The sequence below is a fragment of the Vibrio sp. NH-7 genome, assembly GCF_053643215.1.
Map to the genome: position 1 here is coordinate 545,577 of NZ_CM132188.1, position 22,905 is coordinate 568,481.

Below are 22,905 nucleotides of genomic sequence, written 5' to 3' on the forward strand. Positions count from 1 at the left end.
ATTAAATCTGTGCGAATGCGCCTTCCCAAGTGTAAGTCACACCGTCGAACTCAACGCGATGTGCCGCGTTCTGTTTGTCTTCGTCTAGGTTGCAGATAGCGAAGTGGTAAGCGTTGCCTGTGGTTGTTTGCAGACGAATCACGGTACCCACTTCGTTGTTGCCAACGACGGTTACTGACTCTACTAGACCACGAGCGCCAACCGATGCTTCGATAGACTCGTTGAAGTAACCGTGTGCCTCTAGAACAGAAGCAAACACGTGGTTCTGACCAGATTGACGTAAGATCAGTGCTGGTTCGCTCTTCAAGTTGAAGTCTGGATCATTTGCGCCTGTGCGAGTGAAGAACACTTTGCCGCCGTTTGTTGCGCTTGTGATTAGCGAGTAGTAGCTGCTGTCGTGTAGCCAGCTTACCAACGAACTGCCTTCAACTTGGCCCGAACCTACATTCCATAGGTGCTGGTATCCGTTGTCTTCACCAAGAGGACGCAGCGTGCTTTCAACGTTGTAGTCGAAGTCAGTACGGATGATTTGACCAGAGTAGTGCACTGGCAAGTCATATTGGTGCTCTTGGTCTGCTTCGATGCGGTACACATCGATCACAAGTGGTTTTTCGAACTCTGGCAATTCTGCAAGAATGATGCTGCGCTGCATGTCTACGCCGTCATAGTAGCCAGAAATACGACCACTCATGCCTTGCAGCTTTTCATCGTCCGCTTTGAAGAAATGCTTAGAACCGTATCTTGATTCCGCTAGAGCCGTGTCGAAGTTGTTTTGTGTCTTTTGGTCAACGGTTACTGTGTTGTGCGCGACAGTCTGCTTACAGTAAGACTTGTTTTCTGGGATGTAACGACCGCCAAACTTAGGCTCAACGTTTACCCAGCGACCGAAGCCGTAATCGTGCAGAACTTCATGACCGCGGTTAAACACGCTCAGGTGCAGACCATCGTAGTGGCCATGGTCTAGCGCTGAGTGGTACTGGTGATCAGACCCGTGTTGACCAAACCAGATAAGCGCCATTGTATCGTCATCTTGTTCGTCGCGGTGACGAAGAATGCTTACGCCGCCTTTTTCACCTTCTGGGCCATCAGTTACAAATAGGCTGCCCCAGTTGAACGGTTTAATGTCGTCTGCTTCTGCAACCGCGTCGGACAATGTCTTACCAGAGATATGAACCCAAACGTCTTGCTGGTGGTCTGCCATGCCAAGAAGTGTCTCAGTTTGTTCGTAACGGTGGTAACAAACAGACGTCGCCATGATTACGCCTTCATCATTGATCGAAATCGTCTTTGATGAATCGTTCAGTGCTGGCAAAGTGCCATCTGGGAACGCAGTCTTAAATACTGCGTAAGACGTTGTCTTGATGACTGAATCGTTGAACTCATAAATCTTAAGTTCTGGCTGACGACGTTCAATCGCTTCTGCGAACAGGTAGATTGGGCGAAGCGAGAAACGGTGATAGTAGGGACCTTCCATGTAGTAGCCGTCTGGCGAGAACAACTGATCTAACTGAGCTAGGAAACCGCCGCTTACTTTATCCAGCTTCAAGCCGTAAAGCGCTTTGTCTACTGCGTCTTGATCATTGATTGCGTAGCCACAGATACCAACCGCTGCCACTGCCCACAAACCGTGGTTGTGTACGATGTCAAAGTCATGGCCGTAAGTTACTACGAACAGCTCTATCATCTGCTTGAATAAATCGTTTTCAATTAGTGTCTTTTGTTCTTCTTTCAACGTGTGGTAAATGCAGCTGTACGCGCAAGAAGCGTATAGCATCCACATGTTCTCATTCAGAGTCTGATGGAAGATCTTACCTGGAGGATTCGAGTCACGGCTAGTGTTGCTCTCTAGCGTTGGGTAAACCTTCGCGTAAGCCGTTAGCACATCCACGATGTAGTCACGGTACTTCTGTTCGCCCGTGATAAGGAATAGGCGACCCGCTAAATCAATGTGAATGTAGTTCTGCTTATGACGGTTGTGTTCGTAACCGCCACCTTCACCGTGGCCTGGTACTTCAATACCCACCTCAGCCATGTAGTTGTCAGTTTGTTTAATATCACGTGCAAGTGCGTGACCTAGTAGGCTATCCGTGCCAAGTGACTTTTTAAGCTCTGCTGCTTCTTCAAAGTTCAGTAATAGTGGTTGATAGCTCATTCTTATTTCTCCTGCTCGAATTCAGTCACTTCTAGTGAGTAGAAGCCATTCCAGCTGTATGTTTTACCGTTAAGTTCTACTTGATGTGGGGTTTGGTTGTTAGCACCGAGTACATTGCTGATCATGACAGTCACCAGCGATTTCTCGGTTGTGATTTCTACGATGCTACCGACAGCGTTGTAACCCACGACGCGGATATCTTTTACCTGACCACGAGCATTTACCGATTGTTCAAACTCTTCGTTGAAGTAACCGTGAGTTTCTAGCACAGAAGCAAATAACGTCGATTCGCCCTTGCTGCGCAGAATGAATGCTGGTTCGCTACGTAGGTTAAAGCTTGGATCATTCGCGCCAGTGCGAGTGAAGATTACCTCATTGTCGCCGTTTTGCTTGGCGCTGCTGCTTGTACCTAACCAAGTGTAGTAGGTATTGTTTTGTAGCCAGCTGACCAGTGCCGTATCTTTTGCTTGGCCTCTTGCGACTTTCCAAAGGTGTTGGTAACCGAAATCTTCACCAAGGGTGCTCAGTTCACCAAAGCTTTGGTAGTCGAAGTTGGTACGTACGATTTGACCATCGTATTGATGAGAGTAATCGTACTGATGTTCACCGTCACTTTTAATGCGGTAAAGGTCGAGTAATAGCGGTGCTTCGAGTTCATCTAAGTTAAGCATGAACACACTGCGCTGCATGTCTGTATTCGGGTAATGATCGTTGGCGAATGCACTCATACCATTGATCTCTTTACCTTCCACTTTGAAGAAGTGAGGTAGTCCATGTACGGAGTCAGCACGCTCTACATCGAAACCATTCTGACATTGCTCATCAATCGTTACCGCGTTATGCGCAATAGTTTGACGTGCGTATGATTTGTTTTCATCAAGGTAACGACCGCCGAATTTTGGCTCAACGTTTACCCAGCGACAGAAGCCGTATTCACGCAGCACTTCTTGACCACGATTGAAAAAGGTAATGCCAAGCGTATCGAAGTTACCATGGCCCATACCGTGTTGGCCGTAGTTCATCACAAGCTGCGACACGTCACCGGTTTTGTCCTGCATTCGGATAAAGCCTTGTGCGCCATTATTACCTTGTGGGCCTTCGTTCAGTTCCACACTTGGCCAGAAAGGCATACCGATTTCACGGTCAGCAATGGCTTCATCATAAGCTTGAGAAAGTTCTAAACCACAAGGGTGCATCCAAACCGCGTTTTGAATCTTCGCCATGCCGAGGATGTTGTCATCAAGGCCGTAGTGCTTGCTGTACACGCTTACGGCAATTTGAACGCCCATATCGGTGATGCTCATTGTGCGAGAAGCATCGTTGAGGGCAGGGAACTCACCATTCGGGTAAGCCGTTGCCAACATCGCTTGTACCGTGTTGCCAATCACTTTGTCTTTGTAGTTGTAGATGTCTACTTCAGGCATGTGACGGTGTACTACTTCAGCAAATACGCAAGTTGGACGAATCGCATAACGGTGGTAGTACGGACCTTCCATGTAGTAGCCAGACGGTGCAAATAATTGTGAGATTTGCGCTAAGAAGCCACCTGTATCGTCACGGTCTTGACCGTAAACAGACATCTCTAGATATATAGGTTTGCCAATCGCAAGGCCACAAATACCAACAGCCGCAACTGCCCAGATACCGTGGTTGTGAATACGGTCGAAATCGTGCGCGTATTTAACGGTGAACATGTCTAGCATTGGTTCGAAAATACGCTCAACGACAGCTGTGCGTTCTTCTTCTGTCATCACTGATGCCACACATGAGTACGCAAGGCTAGTAAACATTAACCAACAGTGTTCATTAAGGATCTGGTGGAAAAGACGACCTGTTGGATTGGTGTTTTTCTGTACGTGGAAATCAAAAGTAAGGTATTTCTCTGCGTAAATAGCGAGAAGATCTTTAACGAACTGTGCGTATTTTTCTTCTTGGGTGATCAAGAATAGACGGCCCGCTAAGTTCATGTAAGTGTAGTTCTGTTTGTGGCGGTTGTGCTCATAACCACCAGCTTCGCCGTGACCAGGTACGTCTAATGGTAGACGCATAAATGCTTCCAGTTCCTTGCAATTAGCTTCAATGGTTTTTCCCATTAAGCTCGGCTTTCCTACTTCCTTTCTTAAAAGCGCGATTTCAGATTCAGTCAATAAAATCGGTTGTGTCGTCATTTCAATGCCACCCTCTAGATGAAGTGTGTTGTTATCTTAAACTTTCTATAAAGTAATACAATATGAATTTTATTGGTAGTCTTTGTCAGTAAAAGAGAGATTGAGGTCACGTGATTTTATGTAGGTCATTGAATTTAAATGATTCAAATGATTGTTTGGTAATGTTAATGCATTGTCAGGGCTTTACTTATTCAAGTCTATCTTTGATTAAAGTCACACAATTCTAGATATATTGTATGACAATTAAAATTTATCGGTTATGCTCATTATCAATTTGATGGCGAACTGAATGTATCTGGCTCGCTTTAATGGAAATCTTTAGGAGTATGACGATGAATTCTTTCTTTGTATTAGATGAGAACCCATGGGAAGAGCTAGGCGGCGGTATCAAACGTAAAATTGTTGCTTACACAGATGACCTAATGGCGGTTCACCTATGTTTCGACAAAGGCGCGATCGGTGCTCCGCATACTCACGAAATCCACGATCAAATCGGTTATGTAGTACGTGGTAGTTTTGAAGCAGAAATTGAAGGTGAGAAGAAAGTACTAAAAGAGGGCGATGCTTATTTCGCACGTAAACACATGATGCACGGTGCCGTTGCTCTAGAACAAGACAGCATCCTTTTAGATATTTTCAATCCTGCTCGTGAAGACTTCTTGAAGTAACGTATAGCGCAACCTCAGTTGCTAAGGTGACAATATGAAATCATTAAATATCGCGATCATTGGCGAGTGTATGGTTGAGCTACAGAAGAAGGAAGGTCAGCTTCAACAATCATTTGGTGGTGACACGCTAAATACCGCACTTTACTTATCACGCCTAACCAAATCACATGACATCAAAACGAGTTATGTTACAGCGCTAGGCTCGGATCCTTTCAGCCAAGAGATGCTAACAAGCTGGCAGGAAGAGGGTATTGATACGGATCTTGTGATGACGGTGTCGGGTCGTCAACCAGGAATCTACGCTATCGAAACCGACGAAACGGGTGAGCGCAGTTTCTACTACTGGCGTAAGGAATCTGCGGCTAAGTTCATGTTTGAACAGCCACAGTCTCAAGCTGTGTTGGATAAGCTCTACCAATACGATGCCGTTTATTTGAGTGGCATTACGCTGGCGATTGTGACCCCTGCTGGCCGCGAAAAATTGTTTGAGTTTCTTCACCAGTACAAAGCTCAAGGTGGTAAGGTATTCTTTGATAATAATTACCGCCCACAGTTATGGGCAGACAAGCAGCAAGCGGTCGAGTGTTATCTTAAAATGCTGGCATTAACAGATACGGCGCTGCTTACGTTTGAAGATGACCAAGAACTCTATGGCGACGTTGATGTCGAACAGTGTATCGAGAGAACAGCCAGCGCTGGCGTGCAAGAGATTATCATTAAACGTGGCGCAAAAGATTGCCTAGTTGTGGTCGGTGAGAGCGCAAACTTTGTCGCTCCTGACCCTGTTGATAAGGTGATTGACACCACTGCTGCAGGTGATTCATTCAGCGCGGGTTTCCTAGCCAAGCGTATTACGGGTGGCAGCGCGAAAGACGCAGCGTACACCGGCCATTGTGTTGCAGGCACGGTTATTCAACACAAAGGGGCAATCATCCCACGTGATGCAATGCCTAACTTATTAATCTAATTCTAAACGGTCTTCAACAGAGGGCCTTACTAAAGCGAGTAAGTATTCATGACTACATTAAATGAACAGCTAGCAAACCTGAAAGTCGTTCCTGTTATTGCCATCAATAAAGTGGAAGATGCGGTGCCGCTTGGCCGTACTTTGGTTGAAAACGGTATGCCTTGTGCTGAAATTACTTTCCGTACCGAGTGTGCAGCAGAAGCGATCGCAGCGATGCGTGCTGAGTTCCCTGAAATGCTGATTGGCGCGGGTACAGTTTTAACTAACGAGCAAGTTGATCAAGCGATTGAAGCGGGAGTGGATTTCATCGTGAGCCCAGGCTTTAACCCTCGTACAGTTCAATACTGTTTAGATAAAGGCGTTGCGATTGTACCAGGTGTTAACAATCCAAGCCTTGTTGAACAAGCGATGGAAATGGGTTTACGCACATTGAAGTTCTTCCCTGCAGAGCCATCAGGCGGCGTGAGTATGCTTAAAGCGCTTACGGCGGTTTACCCAGTGAAATTTATGCCTACAGGTGGTGTAAGCCTAGGTAATGTTGATGACTATCTGTCTATTCCGTCAGTACTGGCGTGTGGCGGTACTTGGATGGTTCCAACCAAGCTGATTGATGAAGGTAAATGGGATGAGCTAGGTGCTTTGGTTCGTGATGCGGTTGCACACGTAGCGTAGGTGCTGCACTTCCCCGATTAAACTAGCGAATTATTTGAAGCGAGCCGCGTGGCTCGCTTTTTTTGTCACCGAACAAAGCGCAACCCTAGAAACTATTCCATACTTTTATAAGTTCTTAAAGTTATATTTGTATTACAATTATTTCTCGACACATTAAGGTTTAGCGGGTGTTTAGCCAATGAATAGTCTTTTATAAGGCTTTTGGGGCGATTTTGATCACTAAAATAGTTATGTTTTAGATCACAATAAAAGCATATTGTAGTACAAATAAAATCTAACTGGAGTAATCTAGGAGTCAGTTAATGATGATACTTAAAAGGCTGAAAAAATGACTATTGATACTCTTGTTGTTCTTGCCTACTTCTTCTTTTTAATCGCAATTGGTTGGATGTTCAGAAAGTTCACCACATCGACCAGTGATTACTTCCGAGGGGGCGGCAAGATGTTGTGGTGGATGGTAGGTGCTACCGCCTTCATGACGCAATTTTCAGCATGGACGTTTACAGGTGCCGCAGGACGCGCGTTCAACGACGGTTTTGTTGTTGTAATCCTATTCTTAGCCAACGCATTTGGCTACTTTATGAACTACCTCTACTTCGCTCCAAAATTCCGCCAACTACGTGTTGTGACGGCGATTGAAGCGATTCGCCAACGTTTTGGTAAAACGTCAGAGCAGTTCTTCACTTGGGCTGGTATGCCAGACAGCTTGATCTCTGCGGGTATTTGGCTAAACGGGTTGGCTATCTTTGTTGCGGCTGTATTCAACATCCCAATGGAAGCGACCATCGTAGTAACGGGCTTAGTTCTGATGCTGATGGCGGTTACGGGCGGTTCTTGGGCGGTTGTCGCGTCTGACTTTATGCAGATGCTCGTTATTATGGCAGTAACCATTACCTGTGCGGTTACGGCTTACTTCCACGGTGGTGGTATCGGCAACATCGTGTCGAACTTCCACGGCGACTTCATGCTTGGTAACAACCTGAACTACGTCAGTATCTTTATCCTTTGGGTAGTGTTCATCTTTGTTAAGCAGTTCGGTGTAATGAACAACAGCATCAACGCTTACCGCTACCTATGTGCAAAAGACAGTGAAAACGCGCGTAAAGCGGCAGGCCTAGCGTGTGTACTAATGATTGTTGGTCCTATCATTTGGTTCCTTCCACCTTGGTACGTAGCGGCGTTTATGCCTGACTTCGCAGAGCAATATGGCTCAGTGGGTGGCGATGCAGCTTACCTAGCGTTCGTACAAAACGTTATGCCAGCAGGTATGGTTGGTCTACTGATGTCAGCGATGTTTGCGGCGACCATGTCTTCGATGGACTCAGGTCTAAACCGTAATGCAGGTATCTTCGTGATGAACTTTTACAGCCCGATTGTACGCCCTCAAGCGTCTCAAAAAGAGCTGGTTATCATCAGTAAGCTAACGACTATCATGATGGGTCTTATCATCATCGGTATCGGTCTATTTATTAACTCTCTGCGTCACCTAAGTCTGTTCGACATCGTACTGAACGTGGGTGCACTAATTGGCTTCCCAATGCTGATTCCAGTACTGCTAGGTATGTGGATTCGTAAAACTCCAGATTGGGCAGGTTGGGCAACATTGATTGTGGGTGGCTTTGTTTCTTACATCTTCGGTATCTCACTACAAGCAGAAGACATAAAACGCTTCTTCGGTCTTGAGCAAGCGCTGACAGGCCGTGAGTGGGCTGACCTTAAAGTTGGCTTGAGCTTAGCAGCACACGTTGTCTTCACTGGTGGCTTCTTCTTACTAACAACTCGCTTCTACAAAGGCCTAACGCCAGAGCGTGAGAAAGAAGTAGACCAGCTGTTCAAGAACTGGAACACACCAATCGTGGCAGACAGCGAAGAGCAGCAGAACCTAGATACAAAACAGCGTGGCATGCTTGGCAAACTTATCAGCGTTGCGGGCTTTGGTATCTTGGCAATGGCTCTGATTCCAAACGAGCCAACAGGGCGACTACTGTTCCTACTGTGTGGCTCTATGGTTCTAACGGTTGGGGTACTGCTAGTGAATGCGGCAAATAACCCAAAGCAACAACTGGCTAGTCAGGAGTAACCTGCACTCGTTATTCAACTTAAAGCCAGTCACGGAGACTGACTGGCTTTCCATCTAATGTTTTGATTATGGATTTGGCTAAGATACGACTATATGTATGACTTAATAGCTAAGCCAAAGCGAAAGTTTAAAAAACATTTTTAAATAGAGATGACCATAAACAAAGGATTGAGCGACGTTTTTGATCACAAAAAGGCGCTCTATTGTCTATCTCGACCTATTTTATGATTGATCTAATGGCTATATAACAATATTATTCTGGTTATATAATCATACAATAATGCATTTGGAGACAAAGATGACTAAACCTACTATCGGCTTTATCGGTCTGGGCCTAATGGGCGGCAACATGGTTGAGAACCTACAAAAACGTGGTTACCAACTAAACGTGATGGATCTAAACAAAGATGCAGTAGCGGTATGTGTTGAACGCGGCGCGACAGCAGTAAGCACAGGTAAAGAGCTAGCAGAAAACAGCGATATCGTGATGCTATGTCTGACTACATCTGCAGTTGTTGAGAAAGTGGTTTACGGCGACGAAGGTATCCTAGCGGGTATGTCTGAAGGCAAAACGCTGATCGACTTTGGTACTTCGATCCCAGCTTCGACGAAGAAGATTGGTGAAGACCTAGCTCAAAAAGGCGCAGGTATGATTGATGCTCCTCTTGGTCGTACTCCAGCACACGCTAAAGATGGTCTATTAAACATCATGGCAGCGGGTGACATCGATACATTCAACAAAGTGAAGCCAGTTCTAGAAGAGCAGGGTGAAAACGTATTCCACCTAGGCGCACTTGGCGCAGGCCACACGACTAAGCTTGTAAACAACTTCATGGGTATGACAACAGTGGCAGCAATGTCTCAAGCATTTGCAGTTGCTAAACTTGCCGGCGTTGATGGCCAGCAATTGTTCGACATTATGTCTGCAGGCCCATCTAACTCACCATTCATGCAGTTTTGTAAGTTCTACGCGGTAGACGGTGAAGAGAAGCTAGGTTTCTCAATCGCTAACGCAAACAAAGATCTTGGCTACTTCCTAGAGATGGTTTCTGACCTAGGTACACAATCTCTAATCGCAGAAGGCACTTCTAAGAGCCTACAAGCCGCGGTAGATTCTGGCCTTGCTAACAACGACGTGCCAGTAATTTTCGATTACTTTCTAAAACTCGAAGCTGAAGCGAAATAACGCCAGTTTCAAATAAGCGAAGCGATTAACAAGATGGGAGGAGAGCAAGTGGTGTAAGCCGCTTGCTCTTTTTCTTTGTGGGAAGGAAAAAAGTCTGACAATGCTGTTGGTCTCGCTCAGCAGTGGTATATTGAGCTTACCTTCACTTTGACAGGGTTTCGATTCCCGCTGCATGTATACCAGTTCAATGGCTCCTTTACCTAATATTATTTCACTATCTAATTTGTGAGTTTGCTATGCTATGCTGCTTTGTGGCTTCGAATTTAATTAGCTGTAGGTACTGAGCCTGCACTGGAGACAGTGATTAATCTAGTGATCTTTGCTTTCGATTGAATTGATGTCGTCGCAATTCAATTTTTCTATAATTTAGGTAGAGTGTTTATTTGTTTTACATACTAAAAAGTAACCTCTCCAATCACCTGGCTTACTTGAAGTGTTAGCTGTTTTGACAATATCTTAGTCGTTTGTAAGCTGTGAAGTGAAATGGCCCAAATCGGTCCCATTGAAATTGTATGTTTTTCTAAATTACTAATAGTAAATGATTTTTAGTCTATCATGCGCAACATGTTCGAGACGTGGTACAAGATGGCTTCACTGATTCAATCAGGCCTAGATCTAACGCCAATCATCACTCATCACTAAAAGATTGATGACTTCCAAAAAGGCTTCGAAGCTATGCGTAGCGGGCTTTCTGGCAAAGTTATCCTTGATTGGGAGTAGGGGCAGCAGGGTAAAATAGGCTTGTTGCCTGTTACTAGGCGACTAATGTTCTAACAGAAAATGGTAACAATAGCCTTTTTTGCCCACTAAAATGTTCCATATTTGTCCCATGAAAGCGAAACTGATATAGCAAAGTGTCCCATAAATTTATGGGACACTTTTTGTATTAAGCTTATGATAATCATACACGTTACTTGGAATTGTTATTCTCTCCTTAGCCTTGTCTAGCTCCTTCCATACACGTTCTGACTCACTCTTGTTTGTTTTAACCATTTACCATAAATCTTAGCGATTATAGTGACATCTGAATGGACATTGTTGACAGTAAAAATGGTGTGGTTATATTTTCACTCAGTCATCAGAGAACCGCCGATTGGTATGTCATGAAAAAACGCTTTTTACTTTTAACGCTTGTTCTTTCTGGGTGTAGTAGCTCTAGTGGAGGTGGAAGTCGTGTATCGGAACGTGTCGTACCCAGTACAGCCGATATAGAACTGACGCCTCAGCTGATAGAACAGTTAAAATCTCAACCTACGATTGATGACCAGGTAGGTATTCTCTATGACAAGTTTGAACCATTGCTCGATCGCAGTGACTCATTAATGGGTGTCGATGCAAACGAAGATGGTATTCGCGATGATATTGAAGCTTTCATTGATGCGCTGCAGATATCAGAACCAGAGAGAAGGGCAATTAAGCAGGATGCACGAAATGCGCAGGAAGTGTTGTATCACGACTTCACTGATGAAACATATGAAAACAAGACAACAGCGTTCAATATAATTAAAGGTTATGAAAAGGTTGTCGCATGCAAGGGTTATGTTGGCATACCCGTAGATGACCGGATCAATACTTCTCGGACGATAACAGCGCTGACTTATAATACTAAAGCCAGAACCATGGCATACCTTGCTTTCAATAGGATTCTAATTGGTACTGGTTCTACATCACTGGATTTTGAGGCTAAGTACTGTGAATAGATTAAGTAAACTTTGTCGACTTGCGTTCTCTTCTAGCGAATACATGGAAGATACAAGGCGATACTTTACTGATTATCCCAATGTTTGTCCGTCGCTTGCCACACAACTTACCGAAAACAAATCGGTGATTGGCTCAGTGCCGACAACGTCATACACTAGGCAAACATCCTGACCATCATTGAGGTACTCATGCGAATGTACTCTTTGGCCGCTCTATTGATAGGGGCCTTTCCTATGCTCGCCAACGCGGAGCCGAGTTATAACTGTGACAACGCCAGCCATGTAGCAGAGCACGTCATTTGCGGTAGTCAAGAGCTCTCTAGCCTAGACCGATTGATCGCTAATCAGTATCGTCAATCGCTTAGCGACGCCGCTTTAGAGAAAGACAAACAGACTCTACGCCAAGTGCAGAGAGCGTGGGTAACGCAGAGAAACGAGTGTGAGTACAGTTTTGACTGCCTTAAGGAACGAAGCCTAGAGCGACTAGCAACCTTAAAAGCGATAGAGTCGTTTGCCTTTTCTTGGGGTGGCGTCCTTCGTGAATCACCGACATTAGAGTCAGAGCAAGTAGGCTCAACCTATGAGAGGCAGGCGATCGTTATCTTGCAAGAAGAAGCCGCTTATTGGAACGGCTACCCTTGGTTCAAGGTGCTGGTATCTGGAAAAACGGCCCATCAGTGGGGAGGCATTATCTGCGATGCCTCGCGACCAAACACAACTTACTGCGAAGAGTAACCAGAAATGAGAGGTGCTGGGTGGCGCAATCTGTGTAATTCGAGGTTTAAGTCTTGAAGACAATGTGGATAAGAAAGAGTTCGTGATACTACTTTTGAGCCTCTACTCGTATGTAGCCATCAACCCCATTCTCGGTCGATGGGTGACACGATATTAAAACTGCATACCATGGAGATGAATACCGTCAAGATATCCGTAAGGCTACTTACACGACGAATGTTATCGAATCTATGAACACTATCTTGTCGATAGGTGGCAAAGAAGCGTAAGTTGTTTTTTAAAGGTGTACCGGTGAGAAAGGTTGCCTATTCGGCGGTTTAGAGTGCCTTTTTAAATTCACCAAAACGCAGAAATATGTAGTTAGCATCTGACACCCAAAGGCTAAGGCTTAGATGTAAAATTTGCCTCGCGAGTAGAGTACGGCGTCGCCACCTATAGTCGCTTTTTCAGGTGAAACATGGCAGTAAAGTGTGCCGCCGCGTTTAGATGCCTGGTAGGCGATCATGTGATCCTTAGTAAGCTTTTCGGACCAATACGGTGCCAATCCGGAGTGAATTGAGCCAGTAACAGGGTCTTCATCGCCGCCATTGGCAGGCCAAAAGTATCGAGAGACAAAGTCATAATCTTTGGAGGGCGCCGTTGCAACAACATCGTAAGGAGCTAGCTGCGTTAGGAAGTCGCTTTTGGTCCTTAAGTCCAGCACATCTTGTTCGTTGTCGTAAAACACAAAGTAGGCTTGTGGGTTTTTCATAACGTGTAGAGGCGGGATAGAGAGCCCTTCTAGAAGTGCTACAGGTGCCTCAGTGGTGCTCGGCATTTGGTGTGGGAAGTCCATCAGAATACGGCCAGATCGATCCTTTTCGACTTCGATTGGTCCTACAAACCGTGTTTCAAAGACAATTCGCTCGCCAGCATTGAAGAAATGAAACAAGGTAAACGCGGAGGCGAGCGTCGCATGACCGCAAAACTCGATCTCGCAAATAGGAGAAAACCAGCGGATCTCATGGTGATCGATAGCGATTTGTTTAATAAAGGCGGTTTCAGACAGGTTGTTCTCTTGGGCGATTTTGAGCATCATGTCGTCACTCAGCCAATCGGTGAGTGGGACAACAGCCGCGGGATTACCTTTAAATCTTTCTTGAGTGAAGGTATCACACACAAATAGTTCGAATTCCATAGATCTTCCTTACTGGCGTATCAAAACTTTCTATTTGATTAATAATAACTTTTGTTACATAGCAAGGGTGAGATAACTGGAGAGTTGCGACATAGATCTTCTCAAATCATACTCTGCGTACAAACTCTCCAGTTAGGTTTGGGAGTGATATAGAACTATTGTGGCACGCTGGCCTCATCCACTAGGTAAAGAATCGACTGGTAAGGGATGCCACTATGATGCGATAGACCAATTTCACAGGTTCGACTGTTACTAAAGCCACGATGACAGTTCTCAGGTACTTGCTCTTTGAGTGGATGAACCGCCGCCGCATTGAGCTCTGGCGTAGTGAAACCCTTGTCTCCAGCCCATCCACAACAAGCAATATGCTCAGGTACCACGACGTGGCTGGCGCAGCGCTGAGCTAGGGTCAACATGCTGTTTTCCAATCCCATTTTCCTTGAGCTGCAGGTGACATGCAGCATCACGGTCTCACTTATCGGCTTGATTTCCAAATGAGGCAGCAGATACTTAGAAACAAAACCTGTAGGCTCAAGTATTTCCAGCGGTTTAGTAAAGTTATCGATGCTGCGTTTAGCGCAAGGACTGGTGTCCATGAGAACAGGATATTCGCCTTCGTAGCTTGCTTCCCAGAGAGCTTGCTCTAACTGAGCCGCTTTTTGCGTGGCGATATTTGTCATGCCTTTGCTGTCATAGGGCATTCCACAACACTGGTCATGAATACCTTCAGGGATGATAATTTCAAATCCAGCCTTTTTAATGAGTGACATTGTCACTTCAGTTAAGCTGCGCTGATCAGAAGCATTGGTTTGTTGCCCCATAGTGCGAGAGGCACAAGAAGGGACATACACCACTTTTTTGTCGGACTTAACCAGCAGTTCCAAAGACTTTTCTAGATTATGGCTGTTTGATTGAGGTGTCTCAGGAAGCCAAATTGGGGTCTTATTCTTGGTGAGGCTCCGCACGCCATTGGTCAACTTAGAGACACCATTTTCACCTATCACTTTCACCGCAATTTGGTTGGCTTTGAGAGAGGCGCGAGTAAGCGTTGTGGTGGTTGAGAAATGATCCGCAGTCCACTTGGCAATTGGCGTAAACTTTTTGTACTTCGCGGTGCGCAGCTGTTTGACTAAATCACCCGTGTTGATACCCACCGGACAGCGGTCAGCACAAAGCCCAGTTGCCGCGCAGGTATCGAGCCCTTGGTACTCGAAGACTTTTTCTAATTCACTTGCGGTAACGGTTTCTCCTGCTGCTTTTCTGCGTTGTAGCTCTCGATAAAGCACGATACGTTGCCTTGGTGATAAGGTAAGCGTGCGGGAAGGGCAGACTGGTTCACAGAAACCACATTCGATGCAGCGATCAACAATGTCGTCGGCTGCCGGCATGGGTTTTAAATTCTCAATATGTGAATGCGGGTTGTCATTGATGATTACGCCAGGGTTGAGTAACCCTTCTGGGTCGAACAGCTTTTTAATTTGCAGCATCAGTGCGTAGCCATCTTTGCCCCATTCAAGCTCGACATAAGGGGCCATGTTACGCCCTGTACCATGTTCTGCTTTCAATGAGCCTTGATATTTGACAGCGACAAGGTCAGCGACATCGTCCATGAATCCACCATAGCGATCAATTTCATCTTGCGAGTCAAACCCTTGGGTGAAGACGAAATGCAAGTTGCCTTCAAGTGCATGACCAAAAATGATCGCTTCGCTGTATTGATACTTATCGAACAGTGCCTGCAGATCTCGAACGCCATTGGCGAGATTCTCTACTGGAAACGCGACATCTTCTATGATGACCGTGGTGCCGACTTCACGAACAGCGCCGACGGCTGGGAACATGCCTTTGCGAATTCCCCACAGCGTCGCGACGGTCTTGGCATCCGTGGTAAAGGGAACCGACTCAATGATCGAGTACTCACTGAGTGAGCCTAAAATGGCTTCACACTGGCTATCTAAGTCTGTTTGAGAGCTGGCATGCGTTTCAACCAAGAGTGCCGCGGCTTCTATATCCAAATTTGGCATAAATTCAGGCATGCCGGGTTTGTCTGCGACTGAACGCAGTGCTCGACCATCCATCAACTCGACGGCTGCGACTGGCGTTTTCGCCAATGTGGCAACGGCTCGGCTTGCTTCTTCGATATCGGCGAACACCAGTAATGCTGAGGCTTTAAACTCGTGCTCGATGACCGTGTTGTAGGTGATTTCGGCGATAAACCCTAATGTGCCTTCAGAGCCGATAAGTAAATGTTCCAACACTTCAATGGGGTCACTATAGTCGACCAGTGCGTTGAGTGCGTAGCCCGTGGTGTTTTTCAATCGATATTTGTGTCGAATGCGCTCAGTGAGCTCTGCATTGCTTTGCGTTTGCGCTACTAGGTTTGAAAGCCCTTGGTAAATGTCAGGGCGGGTCACTTTAAAGGCATCGATACTGGCTTTGCTTGAGGTATCGAGCAAGGTGCCATCGGCGAAAACCACCTTGACACTGTCTACCGTTCGGTAGGAGTTTTGCGCGGTTCCACAACACATCCCACTGGCATTGTTGGCTGCAATGCCACCAATCTTACAGGTGTTTATAGACGCAGGATCGGGGCCGATTTTGCGCTTGAAAGGCGCCAAGTATTTGTTTGCATCGGCGCCAATAACCCCCGGCTGAAGAATGATTTTGTTGCCATCGTCAACAATATCGTGTCCACGCCAATCATCGGTGAGAGTGATTAGGACGGAATCAGAGACCGCTTGACCAGACAAACTTGTCCCTGCAGCACGGAAGGTAAAGTGGACGCCTAGTTCTCGGCAGCTTTGTATCGCGTAGATGACTTCGCTGAGATCTTTAAGGCGTAAAACGATTTGCGGCACCAAGCGATAAAAACTCGCATCGGTGCCGTAAGCTAAACGCTTTGCTTCTTGGGTAACAATGCGTTCGGGGTCAATTTGTAGAGCAAGCAAGGCTTCAAGCTGCTCGTAAGTGGCTTTCGAAATTGTGTTGGCCATCATTGCTTCCTTGTGCTGATGTCACGGGTAGGGCGTCTTTCTGATTATTGTGAGGTTGTTCTCTCTTCCCGTGAGTCAAAGGTGTCACATCTTGTTCTCAAAAGCCGTGACACCCATTAAATTAATCGATTAGATGCTAACCAGCGAATCTCGGTTCAGATCCTGAATGGTTTTCGCGCCTGTCAGTGTCATCGCAACGCGCATCTCTTTTTCATACAGATCTAAGAGATTTTCAACGCCAGCTTGACCTTGCGCAGCAAGCGCGTAGATGTAAGAACGACCAAGCATGGCACAATCGGCACCCAGTGCGAGCATACGGACGACATCTAACCCCGTGCGAATACCGGAATCGACGAAGATTTTCATATCTCCCTTCACTGCGTCTGCAATAGCAGGAAGAGCTTTGGCAGAAGACATAACGCCGTCGAGCTGGCGACCACCGTGGTTTGACACAACAATGCCGTCCGCGCCAAATTTCACGGCGTCTTTTGCATCTTCAACGTCCAGAATGCCTTTGATCACCATTGGGCCATCCCAAAAGTCACGAATCCATTCAAGGTCTTTCCAGCTAATTGAAGGGTCGAAGTTTTCACCCAACCAACCAATGTAGTCTTCGAGTTTGGTCGGCTCTCCACGGTAAGTTGAAATGTTGCCCAGATCGTGCGGTTTGCCAAACAAACCAACATCAAACGCCCATTGCGGGTGACGCATCGCTTGGAACACACGTCGTGCTGCGGCATTCGGACCGCTCATACCAGAATGCATGTCGCGGTAACGGGCGCCCGGAACAGGCATATCAACCGTGAATACCAAGGTTGTCACGCCTGCGGCTTTTGCTCGTTCCAAAACGTTCTTCATAAAGCCGCGATCTTTCAGCACATAGAGCTGAAACCACATCGGGCGCTCAATCGCTGGTGCGACTTCTTCAATGGGGCAAACTGACACCGTCGACATGGTAAACGGAATACCTTTTTTATCGGCGGCTTTTGCGGCTTGTACTTCGCCACGACGCGCATACATTCCGGTTAGACCGACTGGAGATAGTGCGATAGGAAGCGCCATCTTTTCGCCGAAGATTTCGGTATCGAGGCTAAGCTCAGACATGTCGTTCAACACACGCTGTTTAAGCGCAATATCTGCAAGATCTTCTGTGTTGCGTCTCAGAGTATGCTCACCATAAGAGCCGCCATCAATGTAATGGAAAAGAAAAGGTGGGAGCTTTGATTTCGCCGCTTTGCGGTAATCAGTAGAGGCAGAGATAATCATAATTCAATCCTACAAATGGTGTATTTGGGCCTTTCTTTGAAGGCTAGAGTCAAACTGTTTAGGGTGGCGTTAATACTCGCTTGGAGTGACACTAGTGCCGTTCTTGTCAGGGGATGAGTATTAACGCCGTGGATTTATTTAACCAGTGCATCCGTAATGTTTAGGCCATAAATGGCAATTAAACCAATGACGCCAGTCAGTACTAAGTAGTAGAACGTTGGGATAACCGTTTTGCGTAGCGTCGCACCTTCGCGGCCCAGTAGTCCCACCGTTGCTGATGCAGCAACCACGTTGTGAATCGCGATCATGTTACCCGCTGCTGCGCCAACCGCTTGAAGTGCTACTACAACCGCACTAGAGATAGAGAGTGTCTGCGCAACTTCAAATTGGAACTGGCTAAACATCATGTTAGACACCGTGTTTGAGCCTGCAATGAAAGCGCCTAGTGCACCGACGGTCGCGCTCAACGCTGGGAAGGCTTCGCCTACGAGGCCCGCGGCAAAGTTGGCGGTTGTAACTGGCATGCTGGCTAAGTCAGCGCCATTGACGCCAGAGTTGATGAAGATGCGCACCATAGGAATAGTGAAGACCAAAACAAAGCCTGCACCAATCAAGGTTTTGCTCGATTCGCCAAACGCTTTTGCAAGCGGAGCAGCACTACGTGCTTGAAGCAATACAGCGATAAGCGCGACGAAGACTAGGATGCCACCTGGTAGGTAAAGGGGTTGAATGGCAGTGCTGATACCGGTTTCGCCCAAAATATTGCTAAATGATAGGCTTACGCTGGTTAGCATCGCTTTGAAATCGGCGCTGACGCGGCTCGCAACCAGTACCACAGCCAATAACACGTATGGGAACCACGCCATCACCATGCTCATCGGCTTGCTCTTGCTGTCTTCTAGATCAATCTTCAGTGAGCCCAACCATTCTGCTGGCCACTTATCTTCTTTCTCAAAGTCCCACGTTGTTTTAGGTACCAAGAAGCCACGTTTTGCAGCAGATACGACGATAGAAAGTCCAACCAAACCGCCAATCAGTGACGGGAACTCTGCACCCAGGAAAACACCCGTTAGTGCGTACGGAATGGTAAAGGCTAAGCCCGCAAAAATAGCAAACGGTAGAATGTCTAGCCCTTCTGTCCAGCTCTTGTTTTTGCCGAAGAAGCGCGTCAGCATCATTGCCATTAGTACTGGAATTAGCGTACCTACGGTGGCGTGAATCATCGCAACGCTTGAGGTAATTTGTTGTAAGTAGGCGTCCCAAGTGGAGCCATTCGCGAGTAACGCTTCAGAGATATTGTGCGTATCAAGACCTTTGTTTACCCCAACGATGATAGGGGTGCCTACTGCGCCAAAGGAAACAGGCGTCGATTGAATCATCATACCCATTAAAACCGCGGCGAGAGCCGGGAATCCGATCGCGACTAACAGTGGCGCCGCAATCGCTGCTGGCGTGCCAAAACCTGATGCGCCTTCAATAAACGAGCCAAAGCACCAAGCGATGATAATGGCCTGAACACGGCGGTCAGGTGAGATGTTAGTAAACCCGTTGCGAATGGTGGTGATTGCGCCGGTGTGTTTAAGCGTATTGAGTAGGAAGATGGCGCCAAACACAATCCATAAGACCGCGACAGTGATGCCTAGCCCTTGAAAAACAGACGCTAAAACGCGTGTGGTCGACATGTCCCATCCAAATATGGCAATGATAACGGTTAATCCAAATGCGACAGGCATCGCGCGTTTGGCTGGCCAATTAAGGCCGACAAGTAATATGGCAGCCACCACGATTGGTGAGAAGGCCACTAGGGCAAGTAAAGTTTCACTCATTGGTACATCCTCGTACAGGCATAATCCCTTCACGTTTTGCTAGGGATGACTTGTTAAATCCGGACTCTAAAGAGTCTCTTAGATTTTATATTTGTGATAATTGTGTTAATTCGAGGTGAATTTACCCCTTTATTTTTTATTGATATAGGGAAATAATGAAAATAATTAATTCCAAAAATGACATAATCAATGCGCGCAGATGACTTAATTCTGTTTTCTCAAGTCGTGGAAATGGGCAGCTTTAGTAAGGTGGCTGAAACAAATAACCTTACAAATTCGGTAGTTAGCAAGCGAATAGCACGTTTGGAAGAAGAGTTGGGCGTTCAGTTATTATATCGCACAACGCGTAAATTGACGCTGACCGAGGCGGGCAAAGCGCTGACGCATGGGGCCAAAAATGTGAAGCAAGCCACTTTGGAGGCTATGGATGCGGTTTCAGGCTTTGGTGAAAACATCAGCGGTCACATCAAAATGTCGGTGCCGACCATTTCAGGTGATTTGATTTTAGCTGATGCGGTCGCCGAATTTTGCAACACGCACCCCGGGTTGAGCGTTGATATGTCATTGGACAACCGTTTCGTCGACCTAGTTGAGGGCGGGTATGATTTGGTGATTCGCACAGGGTATTTGGAAGACTCAAGCCTGATCGCCCGACATATTCTCGACTCGCAATGGGTGGTGTGCGCGTCTCCTGCGTATGTCGCACGAAACAGTAAACCAGTGAAACCTGAAGACTTAACTCAGCACAACTGTTTGCAATATGCTTACCAAACCACAGGGGCGAGTGAATGGGAGTTTAAAGGGAAAGAGGGCAATTATATTGTTCGCGTGTCGGGCTCGTTTTCAACAGACAACGCCACCGCACTGAGGAAAGCCGCGTTGGGTGGCCATGGCATTGCTTATGTACCGCGATGCTTGGTGTATCACGATATTCGCAATGGTCAATTGGTGGATCTGTTTCCAGAGCAAGTAGGAAAGCGATTGGGCATTTACGCCGTCTATCCGTTTACCCGTCAACCCCCCAATAAAGTGAAACTGCTGATTGAACATATCCGCGCACGCTATTTAGCTATTTCACATTACTTTTAATCCGCCCTGAAAAGAAAAACGCCGATGCATCCATGCATCGGCGATAAGTCGGCGGCCAAACCGAACTGATAGAGTAAGCTTAGGCGGCTTCTTCGGATTCGTCCAAGTCAAATGATGCCGCAATCAGCTTTTTGGTGTAATCGTTTTTCGGATTGTGGAAGATTTCATCCGCAGTACCTTGCTCCATAACCTCACCTTTTTGCATCACGAGCACGCGATCAGAAAGCGCTTTGACCACACTCAAGTCATGGCTGATAAACAAGAAACCGATATTGTGCTTCTTCTGAATGTCTTTGAGTAAGTCAATCACCGTTAACTGAACAGAGCGGTCCAATGCTGATGTTGGCTCATCGAGAAGAATGAAAGAGGGCTCTAAAATTAACGCGCGTGCAATCGCAATACGCTGGCGTTGACCCCCGGAAAACTCGTGAGGGTAGCGGTTGATGGAGTGAGGATCCAAACGTACTTCTTCCAGTGCTTTACGTGCACGTTGCATACGCTCTGACTTCGTCATGGTTGGCTGGTGGACGGTTAGCCCTTCAGTGATGATTTCACCAATGGTCATACGAGGAGAAAGTGAGCCGTATGGGTCTTGGAACACCATTTGCACATCTTTCTTTAACTCAAAACGTTGCTTTTCGCTCAATTGACCGACATCTTGCCCTTTAAAGTGAATCGTCCCGCTACTTGGGAGTAGGCCAATTAAGGCACGCCCTAACGTAGATTTACCTGAACCAGACTCACCCACAATACCCAAGGTTTCACCCTGCTTAAGTTCGAGAGAAATGCCTTTTACCGCTTCGAAGTACTGGTTTTTGCTCTGAATAAAGTGCGACTTAATTAAGAACTTGACGCGAATATCGTCGGCTTTTAGTAGAGCCGGTGCGTTGTCTTCAATTGGGTCTTTGCCTCCACGAGGGATCGAATTAATCAGCATTTTGGTGTAGTCGTGCTGTGGATTGGCAAATAGCACTTGGCATTCACCTTCTTCGACTACATCACCTTTACACATCACCACCACACGATCCGCAAGGTGTTTTACGACACCGAGGTCGTGAGTGATAAACAAGATCGCCATGCCGAGTTTGCTTTGAATCTCTTTAATCAAATTAAGCACTTCTGCCTGAACCGTCACATCAAGAGCGGTGGTCGGCTCGTCGGCGATCAAGATGTCTGGCTCGTTGATCAACGCCATCGCAATCATGATGCGTTGCAGCTGACCGCCAGAAAATTCATGAGGGTATTTGGTGTAGGCTTGCTCGATATTTGGCAGGTGAACTAAGTCAAATAGCTCAAGAACCTTCGCCTTTGCTTGAGAGCGGGAGACAGGGCGATGGCACATAATCGCTTCGGCTACTTGGATTCCGACGCGCATGTATGGATTTAGCGAGGTCATTGGCTCTTGGAAAATCATACCGATACGATCGCCACGAATGGATTGCATCGCGACTTCCGATTTATCAAGCAGCTCTTCACCTTCAAACACGATGCTTGATTGTGAATGAACAATCGAATTGTTCGGCAACAATTGCATCAGTGCATTGGATGAAACGGATTTACCGCTGCCGGATTCTCCAACAATGGCCAGTGTCTCACCTTTAAACAGTTCAAAGTTCACATCCTTAACCGCATCAACGATGCCATCGTTGGTGGTAAAGCTAACTGAAAGGTTCTTCACCTTTAGTATTGGCGTCTGTGACATGTGTATTCCTTTATAGTTTTAATTTATGACGCGAGAGCTCTCCGAAGCGCCATGAAAAGATTTCAACGCGGCGAAGTGATGGTGTGCTTTTTGTACTTGTTCATACTCAAGCATCCACTGCGCATTGCGCTGTGCGGTGCAAAATGCCCCCATGTGACGAAGAAGCTCATCGCTATTTTTTTCCAAAATATGGTGAGTTGCTCTCACCAAATCGGATGTTTCAATGGACATAAACTGAAGGAGCGCGTAGCTCTGGTTCAACAGGTCAAACGCACGTTGATGCTGGCCCATTTTGTTGAGAATCTCTGACTGGGACACTGCCGCGTCTCGTAAACCAGTGAGCAAACAACTGAACTGACAGGGCTTGGTCTCTTCGCAGTCCATTGCAGATTGAATATGGTGGGGCAAATGAGAAAGCACTTGATCGTACAGATAATGGGCTTCAGGCCAGTGACCTTGTTCCAGTAATTGTTCCGCTTTTAGGTAATGCGTCCAACATTGTTGTAGATCCATGTGTGTTTACT

Annotated in this window: 16 protein-coding genes and 1 pseudogene; 9 read left to right on the plus strand and 8 right to left on the minus strand. The window is 46.5% G+C overall.

All coding sequences use genetic code 11. The features are described 5' to 3' along the window. Position 1 precedes the first annotated feature (1 nt). Together ACUALS_RS16720 and ACUALS_RS16725 are read right to left on the minus strand one after the other, a co-directional pair. A complete protein-coding gene (locus tag ACUALS_RS16720) occupies positions 2–2,152 on the minus strand; it encodes a heparinase II/III domain-containing protein (protein ID WP_454449915.1) in 2,151 nt (716 codons plus the stop codon). A gap of 2 nt (positions 2,153–2,154) precedes the next feature. Then, on the minus strand, positions 2,155–4,320 hold the full coding sequence (locus tag ACUALS_RS16725) for a heparinase II/III domain-containing protein (RefSeq protein ID WP_454449916.1): 2,166 nt from the start codon (positions 4,318–4,320) through the stop codon (positions 2,155–2,157). A gap of 332 nt (positions 4,321–4,652) precedes the next feature. On the opposite strand from ACUALS_RS16725, the gene ACUALS_RS16730 reads away from it, so the two are divergent. The 8 genes and pseudogenes from ACUALS_RS16730 to ACUALS_RS16765 all read left to right on the plus strand — a co-directional run bounded on the left by ACUALS_RS16730 (position 4,653) and on the right by ACUALS_RS16765 (position 12,328). Next, positions 4,653–4,988 carry a cupin domain-containing protein gene (locus ACUALS_RS16730; protein ID WP_005450851.1) on the plus strand — a complete coding sequence of 112 codons (336 nt, stop codon included), beginning with the start codon at positions 4,653–4,655 and terminating at the stop codon, positions 4,986–4,988. A gap of 34 nt (positions 4,989–5,022) precedes the next feature. After that, complete coding sequence (kdgK, locus tag ACUALS_RS16735) at positions 5,023–5,955, plus strand: 2-dehydro-3-deoxygluconokinase (protein WP_454449917.1); 933 nt, start codon at positions 5,023–5,025, stop codon at positions 5,953–5,955. Between the two features lie 48 nt (positions 5,956–6,003). Further along, entirely contained in the window at positions 6,004–6,627 is a 624-nt protein-coding gene (locus ACUALS_RS16740) for a bifunctional 4-hydroxy-2-oxoglutarate aldolase/2-dehydro-3-deoxy-phosphogluconate aldolase (RefSeq protein WP_454449918.1), read from the plus strand. Positions 6,628–6,955: 328 nt separating this feature from the next. Beyond that, positions 6,956–8,707, plus strand: a complete 1,752-nt coding sequence (locus ACUALS_RS16745; RefSeq protein WP_454449919.1) for a sodium:solute symporter family transporter — start codon at positions 6,956–6,958, stop codon at positions 8,705–8,707. Between the two features lie 298 nt (positions 8,708–9,005). After that, entirely contained in the window at positions 9,006–9,893 is an 888-nt protein-coding gene (locus ACUALS_RS16750; RefSeq protein WP_008076621.1) for an NAD(P)-dependent oxidoreductase, read from the plus strand. A gap of 558 nt (positions 9,894–10,451) precedes the next feature. Next, positions 10,452–10,613 (plus strand): annotated as a pseudogene (locus ACUALS_RS16755) (L-threonine 3-dehydrogenase); the annotation flags it as partial. A 383-nt stretch (positions 10,614–10,996) separates the two neighbouring features. Beyond that, the gene (locus tag ACUALS_RS16760) at positions 10,997–11,593 is read left to right on the plus strand and encodes a chromosome partitioning protein ParA (protein ID WP_454450041.1); all 597 of its coding nucleotides are present in this window, start codon (positions 10,997–10,999) and stop codon (positions 11,591–11,593) included. Positions 11,594–11,782: 189 nt separating this feature from the next. Further along, a complete protein-coding gene (locus ACUALS_RS16765; protein WP_454449920.1) occupies positions 11,783–12,328 on the plus strand; it encodes a lysozyme inhibitor LprI family protein in 546 nt (181 codons plus the stop codon). Between the two features lie 388 nt (positions 12,329–12,716). On the opposite strand, the gene ACUALS_RS16770 is transcribed toward ACUALS_RS16765, so the two are convergent. From ACUALS_RS16770 to ACUALS_RS16785, 4 genes are all read right to left on the minus strand, one after another. Beyond that, positions 12,717–13,505, minus strand: a complete 789-nt coding sequence (locus ACUALS_RS16770) for a PhzF family phenazine biosynthesis protein (protein WP_454449921.1) — start codon at positions 13,503–13,505, stop codon at positions 12,717–12,719. A gap of 155 nt (positions 13,506–13,660) precedes the next feature. After that, the gene (locus ACUALS_RS16775) at positions 13,661–16,498 is read right to left on the minus strand and encodes an FAD-binding and (Fe-S)-binding domain-containing protein (RefSeq protein WP_454450042.1); all 2,838 of its coding nucleotides are present in this window, start codon (positions 16,496–16,498) and stop codon (positions 13,661–13,663) included. A 129-nt stretch (positions 16,499–16,627) separates the two neighbouring features. Beyond that, complete coding sequence (gene lldD / locus ACUALS_RS16780; RefSeq protein ID WP_454449922.1) at positions 16,628–17,764, minus strand: FMN-dependent L-lactate dehydrogenase LldD; 1,137 nt, start codon at positions 17,762–17,764, stop codon at positions 16,628–16,630. 134 nt (positions 17,765–17,898) lie between these two features. Continuing rightward, entirely contained in the window at positions 17,899–19,590 is a 1,692-nt protein-coding gene (locus tag ACUALS_RS16785) for an L-lactate permease (RefSeq protein ID WP_454449923.1), read from the minus strand. 189 nt (positions 19,591–19,779) lie between these two features. On the opposite strand from ACUALS_RS16785, the gene ACUALS_RS16790 reads away from it, so the two are divergent. After that, positions 19,780–20,679, plus strand: a complete 900-nt coding sequence (locus tag ACUALS_RS16790; RefSeq protein ID WP_005473630.1) for a LysR family transcriptional regulator — start codon at positions 19,780–19,782, stop codon at positions 20,677–20,679. A 79-nt stretch (positions 20,680–20,758) separates the two neighbouring features. Here the strand turns inward: ACUALS_RS16790 and ACUALS_RS16795 are convergent, their stop codons facing one another. Beyond that, on the minus strand, positions 20,759–22,381 hold the full coding sequence (locus tag ACUALS_RS16795; RefSeq protein ID WP_454449924.1) for an ABC transporter ATP-binding protein: 1,623 nt from the start codon (positions 22,379–22,381) through the stop codon (positions 20,759–20,761). Positions 22,382–22,399: 18 nt separating this feature from the next. Continuing rightward, the gene (locus ACUALS_RS16800; RefSeq protein WP_454449925.1) at positions 22,400–22,894 is read right to left on the minus strand and encodes a hypothetical protein; all 495 of its coding nucleotides are present in this window, start codon (positions 22,892–22,894) and stop codon (positions 22,400–22,402) included. Positions 22,895–22,905: the final 11 nt, after the last annotated feature.